Source organism: Humisphaera borealis, from assembly GCF_015169395.1.
Taxonomy (GTDB): domain Bacteria; phylum Planctomycetota; class Phycisphaerae; order Tepidisphaerales; family Tepidisphaeraceae; genus Humisphaera; species Humisphaera borealis.
The window spans coordinates 3,318,785-3,343,648 of record NZ_CP063458.1 but is presented as its reverse complement, the minus strand read 5'-3'; the positions used below and the strand labels follow the sequence as shown (position 1 = coordinate 3,343,648).

The following is a 24,864-nucleotide window of genomic DNA, read 5'->3' as shown; positions in this document are numbered from 1 at the left end:
CGCCATGGTGCCGCCCGCATCTATGTCTCCCGCATGGTAAAGTATTACGGGTCTGTATTAGTAGTGATATTTGCTACTGGTCGAACGTTCTGAGCCTTGAAAGAAACACCAGAATCGTTCAATTTACCAGACTTAGTGTCTGGCTGTGCCACTCCATCCGCTTCATACCACACTTTCCGCACGACTTTGGCTCCGGAGTCACCTCCCCAAGTAAAGTCATGTGACCACATAATTGTTCCGTAAGATTTTCCCGCTTCCTTTCCCTTACGGCAGATCGCAGAAGTCCTAAAAGTTTGCTTCAGGGACCGCGTAGACCAGAGAAAATCGAACGCGAGCCCCGGGCCATCTCGCATTTCCGCATTAATCGATCCGGGCTTGTCGCGAATCCAAGGAAAGCTCGTCTCGCCAACAACGCCGTAGGGGTCGGCACCATCTAAGGTCCAAGTTTTGGTATCTTGAACGAACATTCCTGGAAATGAGTTCCACGACTCTTTAAGGTATTGCACGAAGCTAATCTCATCGCAAAGGCATCCGTCTTTGACGTCTTTCGAGGGCGTAAAGAAGATTTGCATGGATGACTTTGTCTCGGAATCATCTCTTCCGTAGTTAATCGTAAATGTTCCACGGTCCGCGACAAGCGGATACAGCGGGCCGCCTGCGGCGCCTCCTGGCGCGGGCTCTAGAGAATTAAGTATAGCCTGCGCGCGATTGGGTCCCGTGGGAGCTCCTTGCGTCTGGAGGCCGAACGGATCCAATAGCACTACCGGCGACGATTTACTTAGCTCATAGGTGTTGAATGAGTTCACATATCCCGCCGGGTCATTCTGCGTCCACCGCCCCAAGCTCGCCCGGTAATCGCGGTTACGGGCATGGAGGTTTCCGCTGTTTCCATCGAACCGCAGGCCTTGGAAGTAGAACGCCTGGTAAATCTCCCCGAAATTATTCGAGTCAGCGCTGAAATCCGCATTCAAAGCCGTGTAGGTTCCATAAGGACTGTACTGATACCGGTCGGCGACCGTCGCGCTGGCTTCCACCACTGCCGTCACGTTGTAGTTGGCGTCCTGGACGATGTAGTGCCGCGCTCCGCCGCCGCTGAGTCGCGCCACCGCCACGTCCTGGTTGCTCGTCCCGGCCAGTACGATCCGGCCGAAGGGATCGATGACCAATCCCTGGGCGTTCTCACTGCCGCTGCCGAAATCCACCGCTCGCCTCCCGTCGCCGTCGAAGGTGGCGTCCAACGAGCCGTCGGAAGATTTAAGCCGAATGACCGCGAAGTCCGCGCCGCTTCCCGAGGACCCGGCGACCACAATCCGGCCGTAGCTGTCGATCACCAGGTCATTGGCGACATCCGTCGAGCTGATGTCGATCGTCGCCTGGCCGTCTCCGTCAAAGCTGTTGTCGGCGCTGCCGTTGGGGTTCAACCGGAACACGTCGAAGTCCGTCCCGCCCGATCCGGCGAGCACGATCCGGTTCTGTCGGTCGATCGCCAAGGCCCGGCTGCTGTCCTGACCCGCGGTCAGGCTGATGGTTTTCTTGCCGTCGCCGTCGAAGCTCGTATCTAACGCTCCGGCCGTCGTCATGCGGATGATCGCGATGTCGCCGCCGGTGCCGGCCGTCGTCTCGCCGACCACCACCGCCTTGCCGTCGTGGTCGAGTGACATTTCGAACCCACGATCCGTTCCCCCGAAGTCCACCGTCTGGCGGCCGTCGGTGTCATAACCGGTGTCCCACGTTCCGGTGGTATTGAACCGTCCGACCAGAAAGTTGCCTCCGCTTGTGCCGGCGATAACAATCTTGCCATCCGACTGGATCTCCACGTCCCGCGCGCTGTCTGTGCCGCTGATATTAATGGTGAACTTGCCGTTGCCGGACCCACCCGGGCCGTCGAACGTGGTGTCGTAGGTGCCATCGGCATTGAGGCGCATCATGAGGATGTCGGCGTCGACGTAGCCGACGATGACGACCTTGCCGTCGGACTGCACGGCTAGGCCATGCGCCTGGTCGACGGTGCCGACATTGATGGTGAAGATCCCGTTGCCGCTGCCGCTAGGGCCGTCGAAGGTGTTGTCCAGGGTGCCGTCGTCGTTGAAGCGGGCGACGATGAGATCATTTCCGGAATCGCCGACGGCGACGATCTTTCCGTCCGATTGGGTGACGAATCGGACGAAGTCGTTCGTACCGGGCAGCGAGTGGGTGTATTTGCCATCATTGCTGAAGGTGGTGTCCAGAATACCAGCAGTATTGGCGTCGAGTGTGTCGCGCATCGCCAGTTGGTCGATGTACGCTAGGCCCCAGACGTTCTGGAACTTGGCGACATAACCTGAACCATTGGACTCACGTTCTTCGAGCACCTGCCAGTTGCTTGAGTAGTAATACTGCGTGTCACCGCCTACGCCGGACGCGGTGACGTCCTGGGCCACTCGCCGGCCCAACGGGTCAAGGGTGTAGATGACCTTGTCGGTCCCGCCGCTAGTCTTAACCTTAATCGTCCTGCCCCATGCGTCGTAAGTGTACTGGATGCCAGACTCGTCCTTGGTCATGCTGCCAGCGTCGTCATACGTCGGTGTCGTGGCCCCGGAGACCGCCGTCAACTGATTCTGGCTGTTGTGTGTCCGCGTTTGCACGGTCGCCGCGGTGCCGCCGCTTCCGTCTGTGTCGGTATAGACCCCTTTCCAGTTGCCCAGTGCATCATATCCGCTCACCGCGGGCGGGCTGGGCGGACTGACTGATGAGCCGTCCCACCTCTGACTCCAGTTCGAGTTGGCATCCGAGATCGTTCCGCTGACGACATTGCCCCGGTTCGCCTTGGTCAGGCGGTTGAAGTCGTCGTAGGAGTAGGCCTCGTCGAAGTTGACGGTGGACGGCATCTGATAGCTATCCCACTCGCGTGTCGTGCGGTTGGAGTCGCGGTCGTAGGCGTACCGGAACCGGTCGACATCGCGATTATAAGTCAGCGTGTAGGTGGATGTGCTGTTGGGAGCCGTGGACAGCGTCGAGAACGAAAGCGTCTTAGTCGAGCCGTTATACCCGGTCACGGTCGCGGTTTGACCGGCACCCGTGCCGCCGGTGATCGTCAGCGTGTAACCGATGTAGGTGTCGCTACTGCTGCTGAGGGGCGAATCGACCAAAGTGGTGGTGGTGCCGCTGTCGGCAGTGCCGGTCACTGGAGTCACCCGCTGATCCACCCATCGGTGGTCAGCAACACGGCCGAACCGATCAAGGCCGACGTACTTGTCGCCCGCGTCTCCCGTGCCGCTGATAGCGACGTAGGTGAGGTTGAGACTGGGTTCGGGGTGATTGCGTTCGACGATCGTTGAGAGACCGAGGTAGCTGTATTCCTCGACGTGCGTCCCCACCGAGCCGCTACTGTCGTCGGCGAGGAAGCTGACGCGGCTGATGTCGGCATCGAGCCCCGACGTGTACTCGTAGCGGACAATGCGGCCGTTGGGGTACGTCATCGACTTAAGCCGGCTGTGGTTGGCCGAAGAGGCCATCTCCGTGTACGCATATTGTACCTTCGGGGTTGAGCTAGTGTTCACCGCGCCGTTCGTCTGCTGGTATTCGGTCTTCATCTGGCCCAGGCCGTTGAACTCGCGCTGGACCTGGTTGACGAGGCGGCGAGCGGTGATGGTGCCGGTGCCGGATGCGCCGGGATCGCTGGCCATCGTGTACGTGAAGGTATTGGCGGTGGGAACGGTGAGAATGACAAACGTGCCGTTGTACTGGGACTGATTGGCGCCGGCGACTACAACCGTATCTCCAACAGCATAGCCGTGCGCGGTAATCGTCGCGGTTGCGGTCGTACCGCTACGCGTCAGGCTGCTTACGGATTGTGTGATGCCACGTTGCGTAAACTGATCGGCCAGTCCCTGCGTGTTGTAGCGTACTTCCTGCCGGCGAACCGAGCCGTCGACACCCGTACCAAGCGTGGTCACTTCGTCGCTGGTAAGTCGGCCCAAGACATCACGGGTGTACGTGTGAACATTGCCGTTCTGGTCGGTTAACGTTTTGGTTTCGCCTAGCGCGTTGTAGGTGTACTGCTCCTTATCGGACGCCGAGGTGCTGGCGGCACCGGTTGTCGCATCGGGATAGCGGACCTCTTTCAACACATCGTTAGAGTTTACGATGTTGCCACCAGCGATCGTGATGCCATAAACGTACTGCGTGACTTGATCGGTACCGGACAGGTCGGCCGTCATGGTCAGCACATTATTGTTGCCGTCGTAAGTGTTGCGGGTAATGCGGTCGTCGGTATCGCTTGGCGACCCATTGACATAGTTTTCTGTAACGCTGACCGTCCGCCCCGCGAGGTCGTACGCGTAACGTGTTTCGATGCTCTTCGGGTCTGAAACTTCCTGCAGCCGACCGGCGGCATCGTAAGTGTAACTGGTTACTAGCCGGGTATCCGAGCGAGTGGCAATGACGGGAACAACCTGAATATCGTCCACGAAGGCGGTGTTGTCCCCGCCGACGGTGTTGATGCCGCGGAACTCGATTGTATGAGAGCCGGCGGTAACGTCGAACTGGGCTGTTGCGTAGTGCCCGTAAGAAGAGGAGGTCGGCGTGAACGTGCCGACGACGTTGCTATCGATCCGTACTTCGAAGTTCTGCGAGTTGCTGGTTCGCTGGGCAGCCTTGAACTGGATGACGTAGGTTCCCGCCTGCCAGGACGTTGATTGAGTCATCGTCCCAGTGGTTTGGAGGAAGCCAACCTGGTCGCCTTGGGGGGCAACGGGGTTGGCACCAGTAAAGCCGCTGTAGTTGCCCGCGACTCCGGCCCCGGGACCAAATATCCACGAAGCGCTCGACGGTTCATACTGAAAATTGTAGTCGCCGAGATTGGGCGTTTCGAAGTTGGCATTCCCGACCGCTGGCCCAGATAACGGGTTGCCGTAGGCAACGCCGCCGTTCGTGCCAACGTCGACGACATCGGTCTGGCGATCGAGCGTATCGAAGTATCCTGCCACGTAGCTCACGCGGGCCTTGTTGCCGGTGGTAGCAGTACCCAGATCGCCTGTGCCTGTTTCGTCGTGGAACCGCTGCTTGGCAGTGGTGAGGACGACGTTGCCGTTGGCGTCGTATTCGTACGATGCTTGCTCCAGCACCTTGTCGCCGGTTCTCGTGCTGGCGTCGGCGTAGGTGGAATCGCCGCCGCCGTCGGTAACGGAATTGAGCGTCGTGCGACCAGCGAAATCGAACGACGACTTGCTTTGAAGTCCGCCAGGCTGGGCGGACGCAATGACGTTTCCATTGGCGTCGTACCAGACGTTACTGGTTAGTGCGGCCGAAGATATGGCGCCTGTTGACGCAGTCACGCTGTAGGTCTTGGAACGGAAGACGCGACCCTGCTGATCATACTCCTGTGTCGACCGGGATCTGAGAAGCTCGTGATCGCTTGTGCCGCTGTTGGGGTCTGCGGGCTCGTCCGGCACGCCGCTGGTATAAGTGATCGTTACGCCGCCCCCTTCATTGCCGTCATAGACAAGTGTCTCTTCGATTTCACCCAGATTGTTAAGTTCATTAAAGCTGATGAACTCCGCGAGGGCTGAACTCGTCACGCCGGTACGTGAAACAACCAGACGGTCGCGCCAATCAAAGTAGTTTTGGCTGACACGCGCGTCGGACGGACTGCCCGCACCGCTCGGGTACTGTGTCACTTTCGTAAGATTGGAGTCGCCGATGCCGCCGTCGTCGTACTCATTTGCGCTGACCTGTACCAGATCGGTGCCACCGGTATTTGTCAGCGACCAGTAGGTTCCGGTAGTGGGCGTGTCGTCAAGGCCGATCCAACTGCTGACGGGGCGCTGCAGGGCGTCGAACACCGTACGGTAGATAGTGCCAGTCGGCGAGGTCGTCTTCTGGACCGTTCCGCGCTTGTTGTAATCGTATTGCGTGCGGTGGAAATTGACGCCTTCGGTCCCAAGATTGGCGACGCGGAGCTGACTGTCGGTGTAGCCCGTCAGCCCGCTCATCGAAAAATAGATATCCGTACTGAGCACTTGACGCGAAAGGCTGAGGTTGCTGCGTGACAGCGACAGAACGTCTGCGCCGGTGATGGTGTAGTTGCCGGTCGGTACGGCGTTGGCGACGGGAGCAAGGTCGAAACTGAGAGTTTCAGTATAGCCCGCAGCCCAATTCTCCCGGGTGACTGTGACCGGCCCGGTCGTGTCATAATTGCCCCCGCCGACCGCGTGCCAGTCGGGGAATGACCAAACCTCTTTGTCGTCACGGAGTCGAACGATGTACGACTTGCTACCGTCGCTAATGTCCGCGTTGCGGCGGGGATCGGTTACCGAGGTGACATCGCCGTAAACATCGACCTCCATGGTGGTGATCAGGTGCAAGCCACCGCCGCTGGGCGTAGACCAGCCGCCGGGCAGATAAGTCGAGTCGAAGTCGACGGTTTTGGATAAGTCGACGTCGGAAATGGACTTGACAACCGCGCCCGTGAGTGCGTCGTATTCGGTGTAGGAAATCGCACCCCGAGCATCCTTGGACCAGACTGTGCGGCCGAGAGCATCGAAGACGCTCGTGCTGATGTCGCGGATGGAGCTGCCCGGGCCGTTACGGAGGTCCGTCACCTCGGGCCGCTTAACGTCCATCCTCGCGATGTGCGTGGAACCGGTTTCAAAGGTATAGCTGTAGTCGGTGCGGCGACTGCCGCTACCGTCTGTTTCCTCGTACACTGCTGTGGAAGCGGTGGGAAATGTAGTGGCCCCGGCCGTTGCTCGCTTGAAGTAGGTAGCCTTAGCTTGGAGAACGGGCGTGCCGCTGGTGCCTCTCTGAACGTGGGTTTCGTTGAGGTAACCCACCGCGCCGCCATCGGTGTCTTCATCAATGCCGGTGGTTTCACTGCCATAGTAGCTCCAGGTTTCGATCAGCCCGGAACTCGATTGCAGGTAGGTAGAGGAAGAGAAATTCACCAGGTCGGCGTACCCGTGCATGCTGGAAAGCGTTGTCGGAAGCGCGACCGCAGAGGGATTTGCCTTGAGAATCAACCGTCCCGAACTGTCATAACGATAGTAGGTTGCCCATCGAGTTGTCCCGTCGGACGCTTCCGTGATATCCAGGATAGTCTGGCCGTAAGCATTGGTATAGGCAATCTGCTTGGTGCCGTCCTCCATCGAGACAGTCGTATATCGCTTCCAGTTGTTATGAGCGTCGGAGAACCCGCTGTCGGCCGAGTAAGTGTAAGAAAACTGGCCTTGCCCGCTTGAGCCCGCACACGAGCAGCCGGATCCTTGAATTAGCTGAAAGGTCACTCGACTACTGCTGTCGTATTCCAGATAACTCGAAGCGTACAACTTTGCGTCAATATCGCTCGCGGCCAAGAGACCCCCGGAGATCGCCGCATCGGCGCGGTCAAAGTCCTGCCCCTCGAAGGCCATCTTGAGATGACCAGCACCATTCTCACCGGATTTCCACCAGCGGTAATACTTGGTTTCGACGGTGTTGCCGTCTGCATCTTTAATTACGGCTGTCTTGAGATCGCCGTTCGAACCATGGAGTGCGTCGGTGTCACCGTAATAAGTGTAGGTTACCGATCCTACCGTCTGCTCAGTACCAGCATTGAGGCTGCGCGAGAGCGTTACGGACTCAACATGGCTTCCGGAATAGGTGTACAGCAACCGCTCGGTACCCTCGTCGCCGCCGGTTTCAAAGCTGCGGGCAATCTGGGTGTATACGTATGGGAAGAACGTCGTGATATTGCCGGCGGCGTCAGTGTAGTGAGTGACAGCGCCAGAGCGGCTTCCGAATCCTTCCGAGAAGTCATTGAACTCGGTGATGTTGCCCAGCGAATCGGTCAACAAAAACTTCAGGGCACCCGCGTCATATACGAGCTTGTCCTGCGAGAAGAACCGGGGTGAGTAGGTGCTTCCACTTCGGATGAACTGTCGAGCAGCCCCAGCCGCATCGACAACCGCGATGTCGCCGGCCTCATTCCGGCGAAGTGTCGGCTGCTGAGCATCCGAAACTCCATTGCCGTCGGCCGATTGCCCAGCACCCACGGCATTGGAAACCGTCCTTACGCGTCCGAATGCCTCACCGAGTCCGGCTGACGAGATGTCTACCGATGTGTGCGTATAAGCTCCGTCACCGAGCCGGACGCCCCCTGCGGAAGTTGCAATAGATGGCTGAGGGCAAAGCGGACCGGCTGAGCCGCCAAGAGTCCACTTCTCACAAGGAAGGCATCCGGGAATGGAAAAGGCGGGGATGGGAGGTACATATGTAGCGGAACTATAGTCCGGCCTGAAAATCTCGACAGTCAAAGCGCCCGCGTTGTCCGTCCAGACGTCATCCTGGTATTGAAACTGCATTTTGGCATTGCTGCCGGTGACGTTGAGCGTGTATTCGTGAGCAGAGCTGTATTCACCCCATGAAGTTGGCTTCGCCAGAGATCCGCCCACCATGCCGAACTTCATACCCCAATCGAAACCACCGCCGCTTGTGTTATTCCAGGACGACGAGCCGCCGGTGGGTTGACCATATTCTGCGTCTGCTTCACGTGGCGGGCTTGAGCCGCTGCTCAAGGTGAAGGTGCCGCTCACACGGATCTTGTAGTTCTCGCCATTGGTCAGGGTGACGCTCGATTCAACAGGGCTCGGTGCGGAAGAACCCTGCGGCGTCGCAACGGTGATTGTATCCCACAAGGTGTAGCCGTCGGGCGCCGTCGTAAAAAGGACACGCCCCTCCAACTGTTCGATCGCCGAGGCGACGGCGCGACGGACAGTTTCGCGAGGATTGCCGTCTGACTTTGAACGTAATCCCCGACGAAAAGCACGAGAAATCGATTGAATGGACATGCGAATGTGCCCTTATTGAATTGATCCCACCAACCCTGAGCGACGGCCTTCCAGCTGATCGCCACCCTTGCGACGCAAGGAGAGGCTACCGAAGCTGCCATAGACGTCAACACATGAGAACAAAAATTATCAGATTCGACACGCGACGTTTCCCAGACGGCAACAGGCGTGGTGCCTTTGGTCCACGACCGAGATCAGTGCAGAAATCCACACGCACCGAATCGGGAATTTGCCCCGACAGATTTGGAGAGATCCGCGGGAAGCCGATCAACTGGATTGCGGTCTCGCCTGGCTAAGCACTAGCGGCCCCCAGTTTTCGCGGTCGCGTGGGAACTTTAGTTCATATATCCATGTGCCTTGAGCCAAGGTTCTATGGCGTCTTCGAGAATGTCCCGCAGGCTATTGGGCTCGATGCCGTCGAGCTTGCGTTCCAAGCTGGCCCGTTTCAGCAGCGCCACGAAATCCGGCCGGATGCGAGTGCTGAGTGAGGCTCCCGATGCATCGGTCGTCGCTTTGCGCAGTGCTTCGTATCCGTTGCTCGACTTGGCGGCGCTCATAAACTGCTGTTCGGTGGGCGTCGCCGCTGGTGTGAGCCCTTCCACCAGTGTTCTGCGTTCGGCCATGCGGTTCTCCTATCGCTTCTTGTTGGTGCGGACGAGCCGCGTTCTGGCTGCTTCCGGGAGGATCTCGCGGAAGAGGTTCTCGACCTCCGCCGCTGCGTCCCCCGCCCTGCTTCCGAGTTGCCATACCACTGCGGCTTGTCCTGGAGCGTCGGCATAGACCTGCCTTAGGATCATAGCACCATTGGCCAGCGGCAGGTTCAACACCGCGGCCGCGTCTTTCATGTCTTTGGTGAGGCGAAAGTTCTTGCCGATCATGCTCAGCACGATGACCGCCTTTGGGATTCCGCCGCGGATGTTCTGGGCCTGACGCAGCACTTCGGTCGCGGCGGCGAGCGCCCGGACTTCGAGGATGCTCGCCTTGCAGGGCACAATCGCCAAGTCGCCGCGAAGCAACAGAGCCCTTGCCCGCTCGGCGTCACTGCCGGGGCCGTCGGCGATGACGAAGTCGGTCTCTTTGTCCAACTGCGGCAGTTCATTGAGGATGTCGTTGGTGGTGCTGAGGCGGACTAGCTTCGCCGCCGGCACCGCTTCCCGAATCCAATGGGAACTCGACTCCTGGGCGTCGCAGTCACAGAACGTCACGCGGTAGCCCTGCTCGATGAGCCAGGCGGCCAGGTGAACGGCGATCGTGGTCTTGCCCACGCCACCTTTGCTGTTTGCAACGACGATAATCATTCGACAGCGATAGCACGGCTGCCGTCATGCTGGCAAGCGGTTTGTGCGTCGTCCGTGCATTCTGTCGAGGACTGTGGCACAACAGCCACAGTGAGCCGACGACCTACCGGATGCTTACATGCGGTTGGGCTCGACCGCATCACGGTTCTCGAACCTGCGCGACCACAATCCGGTGTTCCCGCAATCCTGCACGCCCGCATTCATGACATCCTGCACGCAGTCGCGACGGCATTCAGGAAGTCACGCTCTCGCCCATTTCACCGTGAAACACGTCCTTAGCGATGCTAAGGGGAGACGTCTGACACAAAACTGATCTGCTCTTCCGTGCGATGGTGCGAACTTGCCCGGGTCTTCCCGGTCTCGCCGAGGGTCGATAGATCGTGACACCCTGGCACCATCGTGCTACGACTGAGTGCGTTGTGAACAACAGGGGCGGGCTATGGAATGGAGCAAGCGGGCGACGGGAATCGAGATAGGCGACACGGTCGCCTATTCCAGGCGATTCCTGCAGAGCACCGGACAGTACACCGGCGAAGCGCCGCATGCGCGAGGGAAGGTGACAGGCCTGTCCGCCGTGGCGGGTCTGGTGCTGGTCGAGATTGACTGGAGCGGCGCAGACCTGCCGGCGCGAGTGAACGCAAAGAACCTGAGCCGGGTGAAGGACGGCGTCGTGCTGGACCGAGACTGAGCGGCGCTACTGTGAGTGAGTGACGGCCGCTCAACCGGTCACGCGGGGCCGATTCATCAGGCCCCGGCGTGCCGAGCGTGTACATCACTCCACGGGTACGACGCGTCCTCTCCACTTACCAGCCGGCTGATGCGGCGGTCCATCTCGGCCATCTCTTCCGGCGGTAGCTTTCCAATCTCCTGCATCGCGCTGTCATAAAGCATGTCGGCCAGCGCCATACGCTCGACCGGCGTGAGCGCTGCGATGTCAATCAGCTGTGAATGTGGCATGTGTCATCCTCCCCGGATCGTGTGGTTCATCTGCATGAACCAATGTCACGGTTCGACATGCTTGTCCACCGGATTCTCTTCGTGGCGCTCCCGCAAGGCTGCTTCGTACAGTTCGTAGGCCCGCCGCCGGACCGATTCGGAGTCCGGCGGCCACTGGCCCGTCGCCTCGGCGATTTCGAGCCACGCCTCAAGAGCACAGCCGTGGAACAGGTCGTCGAGGATGTTCATGCTCACTTCGCTCCTTTCTCGAAGATCATGCACACATCGTGCAGGCCCGGGATGAAGCTGGAGCGATAGACTTTGCGCCCGCTCGACGCCCCGTGACTGAAACGGATGATGTCGGTGGCACACTGCCGCAGTCCCAGCTCAAAGGCCAGCACTTTCGTGTGATGGGTGAGCGAAACGAAGCCGGCATCGCGGTCGACATAGTCGCCCATGAGAATGGCGAGCCTTCCGCCGGGCTTCAGAGCACCGGCACAGTTGGCGATCAACAGCCGGTATCGGTCAAGGAACGCCTCCAGCGTCGGCGTACGCGACAGGCACCTCGAATCCATCGTGTAGAGCTTCTGCCGCCAGTACGGCGGATGAATCCAGGCGAACTCGAAGCAATCCCGCGGAAACGCGCTCGCGTCACAGGCGTCGGCACCTTCGTGTAGGTCGCTCGACCAGCAGTAGACTCCGATCTCGCGGCAGACGTCTCGACAGGTTCCGCTGCCGGTCATCGGGTCAAAGACACTCTTGGGGTCGTAGAAGCGGATCAGGTCCTTGATGAGGTTCCCGCCGCAGTTGCCAGGGTAGGCACGGCTGCCGTAGTTACCGGCGACGGGGCTGGAGTAGAGGCTCGTCAAGTGAGGGACCGGACTGGCGTTGATCGGTGCCCGGGGCAGCTTGACATAGATCGGCTGCTCGGGCTTGAGCAGGGCCGGCATTCTCAGCGGCGCTGGAGACGTTGCCTTCCGCGACGTGCGGGCGGCGAAGAACGGGTTGATGATGGAGCGTTGGGTCATGGGAGAGTCCTTTCTCGTTGAGGGTCGGGCGAGCTTCGCGGGGCGAAGCCCGCCCGCCGGGTTTATTGAGCGTCCTTCTTGTCGGAGGCGATGCGAAGGGTGATGCGGCCGTCGAGTGGGACGCAATCGAGCAGCACATTGAATCCATTGCCGTCGGCGTGGGGCCAGACCGCACCGATTCGCGTGAAGAATCCCTTGTCCTTGCCGTCTCGAACCTGATAGGCGATGTGGCTGGGCGTCTTGGAGGCCGCTGCGGCTGTGTTGTCCTGGGAGTTGTTGGTCATGATCGATTCCTTTCGTTGGTGTTTACAGCCCGCGACCACCGCGGCCTGATGGCACGACCCGCCAAGCCCCCCGAGTCGGGACGATCCGTGAACGGGTCCACCGAAAGGCCGAAGGCTTCCGCCGGCTCGCCGGCAGGAAAGCGGCCTTGGCAGGTTGACCCGCCCGACGGGGGCTTGAGAGTGCCCATCAAGAAGGCCGTGGCGGCGCTCGGCAACACCTGGAACGAGAGGTCGATGACAACCAACCGACCAGACAACAATGCGGGCCGATCACCTGCGGCGACCGGCCCTTGGATTGCGATGATTGCGATGTGACGCCGGGATTCAGGCCGCGACGTCGGCCACTGGCTCGTTGGACGGCAGGGACTCCGGAATTGCTGCCGGCGTCCACTGCGGCGTCGGCGGCAACTTCACGCCCACCGCCGCCGCCAGCCATGCCAACACCTGCGGGTGCGGCACGCCGTAGCCGCGTCGGTTCTCTGGGAGCGTCGGCTTCTCATCGGCCAGCAGTTCCATCCATGCCGACTTCGTGCCGGCGAACGCCCTGGCGATGACGTTCTCCATCGCCGGGTCGATGTCGGGAATGACCGGCTCCCGTGTGCTCGGGCTGCTGTAGATACTGGTATAGGGAATCTCGATGCGGGGATGCTCCAGGAATCCATCGACCGCCAGCAGCACGCACCAGCCGACCTTGCACGCCGGGTCGGCGTTGACCTTCCGCAGCACCTTCGCCAGCGACTTGCCCTGCCACGACTCGAGCTCTTCGCGGAACGCCTCCAACGCGAGCTCGTGCGGCGAGAGAGAGCGGACCGCCGAACGTTCCGAACGAGACGACCGCGACTCGGTCGGCGATTGGCCCTCCTGCTGCTTCTCCAACTGCCGCTTGACATACCCGACCACCGACGACTCCTTGATCCACGGCGGTGCGGCCTTGCGGATCGCCTCCGGCGTTTGCACCTCCCGCCCGCTGATCTTCTTGTACACCTCTTCCTTCGCCGATTGCGTCGCCTCCTGCTTGGCGGTGTAACAGGAAGCGTTGAGGCAGTAGCCTCGCGGGTTGGCGGCGTCCTCGTCGATGCCGAAGAGCGTGCGATCGGTCTCGGAATTGTGCGGGCACCCGGCACACTTGCGGAGCTTTACGCCGTGATGCTGCACCGTCCGATCGAACTCCCAAGGGATCACCTTGAGCGAGTGCTGCACCTTGGCGACTTCCAGCTTGAGCTTCGAGAGCGGCCAGCGGTTGGCCTTCCCGTCGGCGAGTTCGGCGAAGTAGCCGTCGATGACATCCTGATTGTGGGATGCCAAATCCTTCCCTTCTTCCTGGGCCGCGAAGCACCACGCCGGTGCCCCGGCACACTCGCACGCCAGCCGTAGTTGATCGCCAGCGTCACCCACCTTCGCCAGCTCGCGAAGATGACCGGCGGGCAGTCCGCTCTGCAACGCGAACTTCCGCACCGCCTTGGTCAGCCGGTGCAGGTAATCCCGATCCCGCACCCATGTCACCGAGCGGGCGAGGCGGCTCGCGACTTCTTCATAAGGATCGCCGGTGAAGGCGACATCGGCCTTGATCGCCTCCAGCATGTCCGACACCGCCAGCACTTCCTCCAGCGGGGTGATGTCCTGGCGGTGCAGGTTCTCGACGGCCCGGGCCTGGGCGATTTCGGCGTCGGACGCGGGCGGGAAGACCACCGCCCGGATCGTCTCGTATCCCAGCAACTCCACCGCCGCCAACCGGCGGGAGCCGAAGCCAAGGATATACGGGGCATCCTTCCTGCCGTTCTTCTGATCCTCGCCGCGTTCATAGACGCGGACGGGCTGGAGTTGTCCGCACGCCTCGATGCTCGCCTTGAGCGATTCGATCCGCTCGGCGTCGCCGGGCGTGGGGATGCGGTGGTTGCGGGAACGGTCGATCTCGACGAGCGCGATGTCCTTGATACGGGATTCGGACGGGCGGGACATAAGGCCTCCGGGAAGGGGTGTGGCTTGGCTCTCGGCTCCCCGGCACTCTGCCGAAGGAAGAATCCGAGTCGGCCTGCTTGAAGGCAGGGCCAGCGGCACTGCCTTCGTGGCCAGGGCCACGGCGGGGGCGGCCCGGAGGCGGGTCAAGGGTGCCGAAGGGGAAGCGAAGCTGGACCGAAGGCACGAGAATCCCGGAGGGTCCGCGGTACTCCGCGGAGACCGGGATTCTCGCGAAGCCCTTGACGCGCCGGAGCCGTTCCCGCACTTCACGTCCCGCCGGCCGTAAGGCCGTCCTTCTTCGGCGCGGCAGAGCGTCTCGTGCTTTGTCTTGTGATGATTCGGGCAGGGCAGGGGCCATGCCGCTCGCTGTGTGACAGCGTCCCCCCAGGCAGAAGTGACCTCGCTCCTTCCAAAGCGATCCCCCATCGCCTCGCTCACGGCGCAAACGGCTCACGCTCGTTTCTGATCCAATCCGCCGCCTTCTGCGCCTGACCGGCGGCGCTGATGATGAGCTTCTTGTCTGACTTGAGGGTCTTGAGCCATCCCTGCAGGTAGGCGGTCTGGTTCTCGATCACCGCCGGGTTGATCCCGGCGTGCCCGCACAGGAACGCGGCGGCCATCTCGGCGACCAGCTCCTCCTTGCCGTAATCCGCCGACCCGAACGGTTTCGGATCGGTGTCGAGCTTGCGATCGAGCCGGCTGGAGTGTCCGGTGCTGTGCGCGTACTCGTGAAAGAGCGTCGAGTAGTACTCCTCGCCGCTTGCAAAGCGCGTCGGCTCGGGCATCCGCACCTTGTCATCGCTGGGACGATAGAAGGCCTTGCTCCCGCCGTGCTCCAGCGCCGGCGCCCCCTGGTATCCCTTGGCGATCGCCTCGGCCACTTCGACCGGCTTGAAGTCGATCGGCTCGAACTTCGGTGCGTCGGGCACCTCCAGTCCTTCGCACTGAGCGGCGTTGAAGACGTTGTAGTAGCGCAGCACGGGGATCTTCGTCTCCTTGCCCGTCTGCTTGTCCTCGGTCTCGTACTGCTTCCAGAACACCACCATCGACGCCTTCTCGCCCTTCTTCACCGACCCTCCGCGATCCTTCGCCTGGTTGAAGGTCACCCAGTAGCTGGATTCATACCCTTTGGCATAGGCGGTGAAGGCCAGCAGGAAGACGTTCACGCCCCGGTAGGGCTTGCCGCTGTCCAGATTCTTCGGGTGCCCGGCGGAAGTCCGTCCCAGGATCGGGCTGCGCCACGGGGCGACGCCCTTCTCCAGCATGTCCGTGACCTGCTGAGTGATCGTTGCATAGATATCGAATGACATATCGCGCTCCTTTGTGTCTTCGAGGCCCGGGCCGTGCGGAACATCCACACGGTGGCTCCCACATCGGGGGCCTTGCCTCGTCGGAGGCGCGAAAGACTGGAGCGCGCGCAGGTTTTCATGGTGGAACCGTCGGAGAAGGGGCCCCGGTACGCCGGGGTAGGACCGTGAAAACCGAGCACGCGGAGGTAAGCTCAGGCCGATTGAGAGGTAGGCAGTTGTTTTTGCGTCGCTCGGCACGGGACGGCGATGTGGGTTACGGGCATGTACAGCCCGACTTGCTCGTTAAGGCGTCTCTCGAAGTCGGCTTCCGTCGAGCCGAAGACCCGATTGAGGCGATAGAACCTGCTCTCGACTCCGGGGCGTTTCGAGCGATTCGAGTAGAAGTTGCTGATCGGTTGCCCTTGCTGGCAGACGTCGCAGGTTTTCGTTTCCATTCCTGACAGTCGAGAGGAACGGCTTCCTGACTTGAGCCGAGCCACCGAAAGTGATGTGAGACGCCTCACGCCGACGAGTTTCCCTTGACATCAACATGGCAACAGGTGTAGGTTTCTACTCCGACTCATCGGGCTCTCATCTCCAACCCCGAACCGAGGGGCATTTGAGCGTTGTAAGGCGATATCAACCGCCATCGACTCACGCCAAACCTTGGCGCGGCTATCCATTGCCAAAGCCGCTACCTGCACGCCGTATCAACTTCGAGTCCCTTTGGGCATCTCCTCCTGAATCCCTTGCCCAGCACGATATCGCGGTTACAAACCTCGTCTGCGCGAGCCGGCTGCCAGGAGCCGAAGATTTGGACATCGACGAATGCCTCGCTCGGCTGGGTGAATGGAGTCGGTGGGTTGCCTGGGAAACTGACAGGCGGATGCGCCGTTTCCACAACGAGCCTTCTTCCTACGAGGACTCCGAAGCCTACTTCCGGATGCTCGTTCTGGTGACGGTTCTTCAGCGCGACATCGGCGTGAGATTCAACCCTCGCGCCGTTTGGAACTGGAGCTTCAAAGACTCCCGCGATTCGTTTTTGCACGGGCTGCTGGCGGGCAAGCGAGTAGGAACCTGCGCTTCGATGCCGGTTCTCTACGTCGCAGTCGGGCGAAGGCTCGGCTACCCGATGCATCTTGCACTGGCTCATGGGCACGCCTTCGTCCGTTGGGAGACAGCGAATGAGCGGATCAACATGGACGCGAGCGGTACTGGGATGACCACGCATTCGGACGAGCATTACGAGGGCTGGCCTCGCCCACTCACGGAAACTCATCTCCAAACAGGGCAATACCTGCGTCCGTTGAAGCCACACGAAGAAGTGGCGATGTTCTACGGCAGCCGAGGGCATTGTCTCGAAGACAATGGCGAACTTGAGATGGCTCAGGAGTTCTACTCGCGGGCGATGGAACTTGTGCCGGAGTCGCTCAACTATCCCGGCTACCTCAACGACGTGTCAGTTCGGATACGAACAAAGCTCTGTACAACGATTGAGTGCTTTCAGACGGCAGTGCCGTTGAAGCCTCGGATGTTCTTCCACGATCCGTTCAGTCTTTCAACTCCAAGAAGGGAAGGATGAGCCATGTCTTATCGCGCAAGTCTTGGTCGGTGGTTGGAGCCTGATCCAATTGACTATGAGGGCGGAACGAACAATCTCTATGAGTTCGTCGATTCCAACTCGGTGCGGTTTGTTGATCCGATAGGGCTGCAAGGCGATGATCCATCTCAGTGGACGAATTGGTCGGCAATTGTGTCAACCCGCAGCACTCGAACGATCAATAGAAATGACAAGCGAGAATATACCAATATTCCACCTTCAATTATTTCGAGTGGGAAGTGCGAAATCGTGCAAATGGGGCCAGACCGTGAAGAGATACGAATATTGCCAGCAGGGTCAAGAATGTTCGTGACGCTATCCATGTTTCCAGGATTGATTGATAGACCTGAGGGTTACGCGCCACCTCTTCCAAACTATCAGGATGACTTTCGCCAAGTCATTCGGGAAGAAGTTGTATTCAAGAGTGCGACAGAAGTTACCAGCCATATCCAGTCTGCGTGGGTGAAGTGTACTTGCGATGACGGCAAGCAACTGGTTGAATGGGTTGACCATGTAGAGTTGAATGAAAAGGCGGTCCAGTTAGTAACGCAAACGTCGTGGATTGAGCATCGGCAACGACGTGTGAGGTAAGCATATGGTGCAGCGAGCCGTGTTTATTGTGTTGGTGCTTCTGGGTGTCTTTGGATGTTCCAGCAAAGCTCCGCCTGAGCCTAGTGATCCGGCACGAATTACTCACTCCGCTTACGGCATTGTAGAAGGTTTAAATCAGACCGGGGACTCTGCTGACTTCCAGCCTTTGCTGCGAGCGACTACGGAAGGCGACAAGATTCGAGTTGCCAATCGAGAGCTTGCTATCGTGCAAGTTCTCGTGCTGGAAAAGCGCAATGGAATGAGCGTCATTCGTTCCACACGGATTCAGTCGCTCGGCGATGCCAGTTCCTTGGCAGGCGGGCACCTGAGAGCTACTACTCTTCAGCCACAACTCGGCGTCCTCGCTCCTGCACTAGAGATTGCTGGAGCGGTTTGCGTAGACGGCGCGAGCGGTTTAACAGTAGGGGTTTTGCAGCCTACAAACTGACTAAGGACGGAAGGACGCACGGCAAGGAGTTGTTCGATGTTCCCTTAGATCTCCGTGAGCTTGCCGAGCGAATGTTTTCGAGCGGCCGGGCTGGCAAAAACGCTGGCAAAAACTCTCCTCTGAGAAACCGCTCTGGCTGGCGCTATCAAAAACGCCCGTCAGAAGGCTAAATCACCACGGTCCATTCTTCTCCCACGTTTCTACGCAATTTGATACTCCATCCAGCGTTCGGCTTCCTTTGCGTGTCCGTTGACTTGATGCCATGTGCCCCTGGCGATGACGGATCAGAGCCGTAGGGAAGAGTGCAATGCTACGGGCCGCGCCGGGAAGTGGCGGCTGCGTTCCTTGGACGGGAGTCAGCCCGCGATGGACCGTGGCCGGTCGGGAAGGCTCTGGGCGAGATTGCGGGCGAAGTCCTGAGCCGCCGGCGTGAAGTCGGCGTTCCAAGTCTGGTCCGGGCGGTAGTGGAACCCGGCTTCCTTCAGGGCGGCGGTCACCTCGTCGTCGGGCTTGTTCTCGAAGGCGATCACCACCTGGCGGGTGGCGTAGTCGGCGATGGAGATTTCGTCGCCGAACTGCGTCTTGAGTGATCTGGCCAGCGTCTCGACCGGCGGTCGGGTCGGCGCGTGCGTGTACGTCGTCCACTTGCGGTCCCGCGCCCGGTAGCTGAATCCGGCGTCGCTCAGCTTCTGCTTGACCTCGTGGCCGGGATCTTCAGGGAATCCGATGACCCAGTCGTTGCCGCTGCGGACGCCGATGACGACGCCTTTGGCCGACAGATTCAGCGTCGTACGGAACGACGGTGCCCAGGTGCGGGCTGGCACCGGATCAACGGATTGACTGGCCGACGCCTGAAGGTCGTTCGTCGGTTCGCTGGATGAGGGAGCGGCTGTCCCGGATGTGTTCGCGGATTCCTGCACCGGTGGCTCCATGGTCTGCGCGCTCGTGTTGGCGGCGTTCTCTGCGGTATCGGCAGGCTGATCCTTCTTCTTGCGTGGCATGTTTCCCTCCATGACTGATTAACACTTCGTGTGTGCTTAGCACGAGCGTTCGGCTCGCGCAAGGGGTTTTTACGACACGCCAGCCCGCATCGCCGGTCACCGCCTGCGGCCGGCCCGCTCTCGTTGGGCCTGGCGAAGGGCATGGGCTTCGAGTTGCCGGGCGGCGTCGTCCCCGAAATCCTCGGCGTACATCGCCAGCGCCGAGCGGAACTCAGCTTCGGCCGCGTGCTGATTGCCGGGATTGTGTATGTCGTGCAGTAGTCCGATGAGCTTCTGGGCCTGGGCGAGGGTGATCTCGCGAACCTCGTCCAGCGACGGTCGCACCGGCCGGCCGTCAAACTCATACCCGAAGTGTCCAGCGCCGATCGCTGCGGGTAAGGGCTTGGGTACCGGCAGCCGGGCGCAAGGCCGCTTGGACCTCCGACCTGAAGTCCGACTCTCGCTTTCGACGGGCGTGGTTGCTGACGACGCCGATGGTTCGTCCTTCGCCGTTTGGACGGCAACACCGGCGTACCGGGCGCGCAGTGCCTTGACGAACGCATCCGCCGCGTCGGCCCCGAATCCTTCGGTGTAGCCGCCGATCGTGACATCGAGTGACCGCTCCAGCCGCGCCTGCTCGGCCGAGAAATGCCGTCGAAGTCGCTCTCGCGCCACCGCGGTCCCGGGCACGCGGCCGGTCATCGGATCGACGCCGCGACAACGTGCGCCGGCCAGCGTGTCCATCGCCGCAAGTACGGCCAGATACTGCGCAGCATAATCGTCGTGGAGGCTCCTGAGATTGTCCGGCTCGGCGTCGGTCACATCGAGCAGGCCTGCGTCGATCGCCTCCGTCAGCGGCGGCGGGAAGCTCTCGCGAAAGTCCCACGGCAGAATCTGAACCATGGGTCGCGCGGCGGGAGTGGAGACTCGTGGAACCGAATTGATGGCGCCCGCGAGCGGCGGCCGATCCTGCTCCAACGGCTGGTGTGGCGTCGGCATGGGTGCCGACGTCGATTCCCACTCGATTCTCAACTGGCCGTTCACGTCAGCACGTGTTCTTCGCCCCATCGCAGCTTCCCCATGATTGACAAGCCCGTCTCTATCACGAACGGGTCTTCCGCGCAATCCCCAATGCAGCGGCGCATCACTGCATAAAACGATGCACGATTGCCGACGGTCCTGAAACCTGTGCGGCTCAACATCTATCCTGAATGCAGTCTGGCGGTCGGGCTTGCTGCATCGGGCGTTGATGAGCCGAAAGACTCACCCGAAGCGACTTATTCACAGGCTTGGTCGAACACGCCCCGTTCTCGAAGGAAGGAAGGTCCCGCCGCCGTCGCCAGCGCTTTGGATTCGCGCGTCGTCGTCGGGACCCTCATTTGAAGGGTGCTTTTTAAGTATAAGAAAGGGAACGGCCGCTTCCCCGCGGAAATCCTCAACACCCAACGACACAATCAGACGGTCTACCGCCACATTCGTGTGGTTCGCCGCCAAAAACCCCTTGCGCTTTTGTCGGTTGTCTGCCAATGTCCTGTCCGTCTACTGACAAAACAGGAGGGGTAAAATGACGGACGAGCGCCAAGTTGCCGCACTTGCGGCGAATCAGGTCAGCACCAAACGGGGCTTCCCGGTCTACCGGACCAATCCCAGCGTTCCGGCGACCAGCGGCATCACCACCCGCAACAAGCGGTTCCACGTGCCCGGCGGCAAGGGTTCGGTCATCGTCGACCACTCCAGCGGCGAGATTAAAGGCATCGGCGGGATGGGCTTCTGGTGGGAGGAGGAAGTCGATTCCAGCCGCTTCGTCAAGCTGTTTCTGGACGGCATCAAGCAGGCCGCCGGACTGTCGAAGACCGGCATTCAAGTTTTCGAGCTGGTCTACCACCAGATGCGCGCCAATCCCGGGTCCGACGAAATCAAGCTGAATCAGTACGTCGCCAAGGACCACGGCATGAGCGACCGGACCTATCAGCGCGGCGTGCGGGAACTGTTGGAGAAAGAGTTCCTGTACCGCAGTCCCAGTGATGGCGTCTTCTTCGTCAACATCCGCTTCATGTTCAACGGCGACCGCCTGGCGTTCGTCAAAACCTACCACCTCAAGGGGACCGATCTGCGGCAGGGGGAACTTTCATTGCTGGAAGTAACCGGCGGTTCCGGCGGATGAAAACGGAATGCGTTGAAAGCATCGCGGCCGATGCGGCAATGAAACATTGCAGGCACCGGCGAAGCCGGCGTCGCCGACTGAGTCTGCACGAATCGTCGCCGCCGTCAACGATTCCGAAACCATTGCCGTCGTAAAGATGAACCCATGCTCCGGATCACGCAGAACACCTCCGCCGCGGGTGCGATGAGCTACTACTCGACGGCAGACTACTACACCGAAGGCCAGGAACTCAGCGGGCGCTGGCACGGGCTGGGTGCCGAGCGGCTGGGATTGTCCGGCGACATTCAGAAGGCCCAATGGGACGCGCTGTGCCAGAATCTCGACCCGAACACCAGCGAGCGACTCACGGCGAGAACGAATCAAACCAACCGCCGAGTCGGCTACGACTTCAACTTCCACGTCCCAAAGAGCGTCTCGCTGTTATACGGGCTGACGAACGACGAGCGGATTCTGGACGCCTTCCGCGACGCTGTCGGCACCACGATGGCGGATATGGAGCGCGAGATGCAGGCTCGCGTCCGCATTGGCGGCAGCAATGAAGACCGCACCACGGGCAACATGGTCTGGGGCGAGTTCGTCCATTTCACCTCGCGGCCGGTGGACGGCGTCCCCGATCCGCACCTGCACGCGCACTGCTTCGTCTTCTCGGCCACGCACGACCCAGTCGAGCAGCGCTGGAAAGCCGGCCAGTTCGCCGGCCTGAAGCGCGACGCGTCCTACTTTGAGGTGGTCTTCCACGCCCGCATGGCCGAGAACCTTGGCGATCTCGGGCTGGCAGTGGAGCGAACCGGCAACGGGTACGAGATTGCCGGGATGTCGGACCGTGCGTTGCTCGCCGCGTTTTCCCGGCGGACCACGCAGATCGAGGCCAAAGCGGAAGCCGAAGGAATCAACGACCCCAAAGCGAAAAGCGAGTTGGGAGCGAAAACGCGCGTTCGCAAGGCGAAGAACCTGACGATGGACGAATTGCGGGCCGAGTGGGCGTCACGGCTGGGCGAGGGGGACCGTGACGCATTTGACGCCGTAGCCGGACGGATTGGCGCGGAACCGGTCCGGATGTCGCCGCAGTTCGCAACTGCCGCGATCGAGCAGGCGACGGAGCACTGTTTCGAGCGAAAGAGCGTAGTGCCTGAGCGCGACCTGCTTGCCGTGGCGATGAAGCGCAGCCTGGGGCAAACGAGTGAACGGTCGATCCATGCAGCCTACCGGCGCAGCGATTACCTGAGCGCGACCCGAGACGGCCGGACGATGATCACCACGCCGCAGGTGCTGGAGGAAGAGAAGCGGATGATTGAGTTTGCCCGCGCCGGCCGAGGGGCCTGCGTCCCGATCAGCCAGTCGCCGCACGTTTTCGAGCGGGACTGGCTCAACGCCGACCAGCGCAGGGCGGTTGAGCATGTGCTGACCTCGCGCGATCGCGTGGTTCTGGTGCGTGGCGCGGCCGGTGTCGGCAAGACCTCCATGATGAAAGAGGCCGTCGAGGCCATCGAAAAGACCGGCCGGCAGGTCTTCGCGTTCGCCCCCAGCGCCGACGCCAGTCGCGGCGTGCTCCGGGAACAGGAGGGATTCGCAGCCGCCGACACGGTGGCTCGGCTGTTGGTCGATACCGAGTTGCAGCAGAAGATTCGCGGGCAGATCGTGTGGATCGATGAAGCTGGGCTTCTGGGTACCAAGGCCATGCGGCAGGTGTTCGACCTCGCCCGCGACCTCCATGCGCGCGTCATTCTGATGGGCGACAAGCGCCAGCACGGCAGCGTCGAACGCGGCGCGGCCCTTCGCCTGCTGGAAACCGAAGCCGGCTGCGTGCCGACGGAGATTCGCGACATCCAGCGGCAGAAGGGGCAGTACAAACAAGCGGTAAGGGCTGTAAGCGAAGGGCGAGTAGCTGAGGGCTTCAAACGGCTCGACGAACTGGGCTGGATCAAGGAATCGCCGGAACAGGACCGTTACCAGCACCTGGCGGCGGATTACGTGTCGTCCGTCGCCGCCGGAGAGTCGGCGCTGGTGGTGTCACCGACCCATCGCGAGGCGGCGAAGATCACCGCCGAAATCCGCGCGAAGCTCCAACACCTCGGCCGGCTCAAGCCGAACGAACGCACTGTGAAGGTGCTGCGGAATACGAATCTGACGCAGGCCGAGCGCGCCGACCCGGTGCGCTACGGGCCGGACAGCGTCATCGTGTTCCACCAGAACGCCAAGGGACATCGCAAAGGCGACCAATTGACGATGACCGGCCAGCCCCTGCCGCTTGATCAGGCGGCTCGGTTCACGGTCTTTGAGTCCGGCGAACTTGCCGTCGCCGAAGGCGAAGTGATCCGCATCACCCACAACGGCAAGACGCTCGGCGGCCAGCGCCTCAACAACGGCGCGACGTATACCGTGGCGGGATTCACTGCCAAGGGCGACATTCGCCTGAGCAACGGCTGGGTCGTCTCGAAGGACTTCGGCCACCTCGCACACGGCTACGTCACGACGTCGCACGCGTCCCAGGGCAAGAGCGTGGACCATGTGATCCTCGGCCAGTCCGCCGAATCGCTGCCGGCTTCGTCCCAGCAACAGTTCTATGTGTCGGTGTCACGCGGCAAGTCCCGCGTCACCATTCATACCGACGATAAGCGGGCACTGCTCGAAGCGGTGACAAGGACCGACGACCGTCAGACGGCAACGGAGTTGCTGGCGGATCCTCGCGACCGCGTTCGCATCATCGAAACCGACCGAATCGCGCGCGATCAACTCCAACCGCACCCGCCCGCGCTGTCATTACATCCGCACCAAGAACGGGAGGTGGCCCTTGAGCGATAGAACAACGACCCTGCTGGATAAATACACCGTTCGGCGAGAGACCGAGCCGCCGCCGGCCACCTTGACCGACCATGACGGCGTTGACGACCTCGGCGACTACGGCTGGCTTCGTGGCGTCCGCGAGCGTGCGGTCTGCCTGGAGCTGCGGAAGAAGTCCGGCCAGATTCTGGCGATCAACTACAGCTTCATTGACCAGATGGAGTACGACCCCGATAAGGGCATCACCCTCCACGCCGCCGGCCGAAAGATCACGATTCGCGGCAGCGGACTGAACGCCGAATCCGCACGCGGCACCCGCCTGTTTGAGGGTTTGACCCGGCATCGTGTGCCGTGGGTCAGCGAATCGGATTCGAGCTCGCGCTACAGAACGGATGCGGTAGAAGTAGTCATCGAAGTGATCGAGCTCTGACGAACCGGCTGATGGTTCACTGTGCTGCTGTGCGTGACTTGGGCGGTGCCGCCAGCACTGTATTCCTACTGGCGATGACGACAGCTAGCGGCCTGATATGAATCCTCACAGGAAGTGCATCCGACAGTGACCTCGCGGCGGCACGCGCTTCTCGGTCATAAAGGACGTTATGCGTGACGACTTGTCCCTCAATGGACCGCTGGGGCGGCTTGTGAAAAGCGGCCCATGAACATTCTGCTTGCGCCATGGCTTCAGGTGTGCTACGGTCGATC

The 24,864-nt window shown here is 60.9% G+C and carries 18 protein-coding genes; 7 read left to right on the top strand and 11 right to left on the bottom strand.

What is annotated here, in order from left to right; genetic code table 11:
- Positions 1-44: 44 nt before the first annotated feature.
- From IPV69_RS12455 to IPV69_RS12445, 3 genes are all read right to left on the bottom strand, one after another.
- The gene (locus IPV69_RS12455) at positions 45-8,804 is read right to left on the bottom strand and encodes an RHS repeat-associated core domain-containing protein (RefSeq protein WP_206295439.1); all 8,760 of its coding nucleotides are present in this window, start codon (positions 8,802-8,804) and stop codon (positions 45-47) included.
- Between the two features lie 335 nt (positions 8,805-9,139).
- Positions 9,140-9,427, bottom strand: a complete 288-nt coding sequence (locus tag IPV69_RS12450; protein ID WP_206295438.1) for a hypothetical protein — start codon at positions 9,425-9,427, stop codon at positions 9,140-9,142.
- A gap of 9 nt (positions 9,428-9,436) precedes the next feature.
- Complete coding sequence (locus IPV69_RS12445) at positions 9,437-10,102, bottom strand: AAA family ATPase (RefSeq protein WP_206295437.1); 666 nt, start codon at positions 10,100-10,102, stop codon at positions 9,437-9,439.
- 439 nt (positions 10,103-10,541) lie between these two features.
- On the opposite strand from IPV69_RS12445, the gene IPV69_RS12440 reads away from it, so the two are divergent.
- Positions 10,542-10,790: a hypothetical protein gene (locus IPV69_RS12440; RefSeq protein WP_206295436.1), complete on the top strand. Its 249-nt coding sequence runs from the start codon at positions 10,542-10,544 to the stop codon at positions 10,788-10,790.
- Positions 10,791-10,846: 56 nt separating this feature from the next.
- Here the strand turns inward: IPV69_RS12440 and IPV69_RS12435 are convergent, their stop codons facing one another.
- The 6 genes from IPV69_RS12435 to IPV69_RS12410 all read right to left on the bottom strand — a co-directional run bounded on the left by IPV69_RS12435 (position 10,847) and on the right by IPV69_RS12410 (position 15,619).
- On the bottom strand, positions 10,847-11,059 hold the full coding sequence (locus IPV69_RS12435) for an addiction module protein (protein ID WP_206295435.1): 213 nt from the start codon (positions 11,057-11,059) through the stop codon (positions 10,847-10,849).
- Positions 11,060-11,104: 45 nt separating this feature from the next.
- Positions 11,105-11,287 carry a hypothetical protein gene (locus IPV69_RS12430; protein ID WP_206295434.1) on the bottom strand — a complete coding sequence of 61 codons (183 nt, stop codon included), beginning with the start codon at positions 11,285-11,287 and terminating at the stop codon, positions 11,105-11,107.
- Positions 11,288-11,289: 2 nt separating this feature from the next.
- Positions 11,290-12,066 (bottom strand): hypothetical protein, encoded by a 777-nt coding sequence (locus tag IPV69_RS12425; protein WP_206295433.1) that lies wholly within the window; start codon positions 12,064-12,066, stop codon positions 11,290-11,292.
- Positions 12,067-12,128: 62 nt separating this feature from the next.
- On the bottom strand, positions 12,129-12,350 hold the full coding sequence (locus tag IPV69_RS12420; RefSeq protein WP_206295432.1) for a hypothetical protein: 222 nt from the start codon (positions 12,348-12,350) through the stop codon (positions 12,129-12,131).
- A gap of 324 nt (positions 12,351-12,674) precedes the next feature.
- Positions 12,675-14,309 carry a ParB/RepB/Spo0J family partition protein gene (locus tag IPV69_RS12415; protein WP_206295431.1) on the bottom strand — a complete coding sequence of 545 codons (1,635 nt, stop codon included), beginning with the start codon at positions 14,307-14,309 and terminating at the stop codon, positions 12,675-12,677.
- A gap of 434 nt (positions 14,310-14,743) precedes the next feature.
- Positions 14,744-15,619, bottom strand: coding sequence for an ArdC family protein (locus tag IPV69_RS12410; RefSeq protein WP_206295430.1), 876 nt, complete (start codon positions 15,617-15,619; stop codon positions 14,744-14,746).
- A gap of 793 nt (positions 15,620-16,412) precedes the next feature.
- Between IPV69_RS12410 and IPV69_RS12405 the strand changes: the two genes are divergently transcribed.
- From IPV69_RS12405 to IPV69_RS12395, 3 genes are read left to right on the top strand one after another with little or no spacing between them, the layout of a single operon-like run.
- Positions 16,413-17,180, top strand: coding sequence for a tetratricopeptide repeat protein (locus tag IPV69_RS12405; RefSeq protein WP_206295429.1), 768 nt, complete (start codon positions 16,413-16,415; stop codon positions 17,178-17,180).
- A 3-nt stretch (positions 17,181-17,183) separates the two neighbouring features.
- Positions 17,184-17,789 (top strand): RHS repeat-associated core domain-containing protein, encoded by a 606-nt coding sequence (locus tag IPV69_RS12400; protein WP_206295428.1) that lies wholly within the window; start codon positions 17,184-17,186, stop codon positions 17,787-17,789.
- A 4-nt stretch (positions 17,790-17,793) separates the two neighbouring features.
- Positions 17,794-18,237, top strand: coding sequence for a hypothetical protein (locus IPV69_RS12395; protein WP_206295427.1), 444 nt, complete (start codon positions 17,794-17,796; stop codon positions 18,235-18,237).
- Positions 18,238-18,593: 356 nt separating this feature from the next.
- Here the strand turns inward: IPV69_RS12395 and IPV69_RS12390 are convergent, their stop codons facing one another.
- On the bottom strand, positions 18,594-19,238 hold the full coding sequence (locus IPV69_RS12390) for a RodZ family helix-turn-helix domain-containing protein (RefSeq protein WP_206295426.1): 645 nt from the start codon (positions 19,236-19,238) through the stop codon (positions 18,594-18,596).
- Between the two features lie 96 nt (positions 19,239-19,334).
- On the bottom strand, positions 19,335-20,120 hold the full coding sequence (locus tag IPV69_RS12385; protein WP_206295425.1) for a hypothetical protein: 786 nt from the start codon (positions 20,118-20,120) through the stop codon (positions 19,335-19,337).
- A gap of 661 nt (positions 20,121-20,781) precedes the next feature.
- Here IPV69_RS12385 and IPV69_RS12380 point away from each other — a divergent pair.
- The 3 genes from IPV69_RS12380 (at position 20,782) to IPV69_RS12370 (ending at position 24,592) form a co-directional block, all read left to right on the top strand.
- Positions 20,782-21,381, top strand: coding sequence for a replication/maintenance protein RepL (locus IPV69_RS12380; RefSeq protein WP_206295424.1), 600 nt, complete (start codon positions 20,782-20,784; stop codon positions 21,379-21,381).
- A 144-nt stretch (positions 21,382-21,525) separates the two neighbouring features.
- Positions 21,526-24,183 (top strand): MobF family relaxase, encoded by a 2,658-nt coding sequence (mobF, locus tag IPV69_RS12375; RefSeq protein ID WP_206295423.1) that lies wholly within the window; start codon positions 21,526-21,528, stop codon positions 24,181-24,183.
- A complete protein-coding gene (locus IPV69_RS12370; protein ID WP_206295422.1) occupies positions 24,173-24,592 on the top strand; it encodes a hypothetical protein in 420 nt (139 codons plus the stop codon). Before mobF ends, IPV69_RS12370 begins: the two co-directional genes overlap by 11 nt.
- The last annotated feature ends 272 nt before the right edge of the window (positions 24,593-24,864 follow it).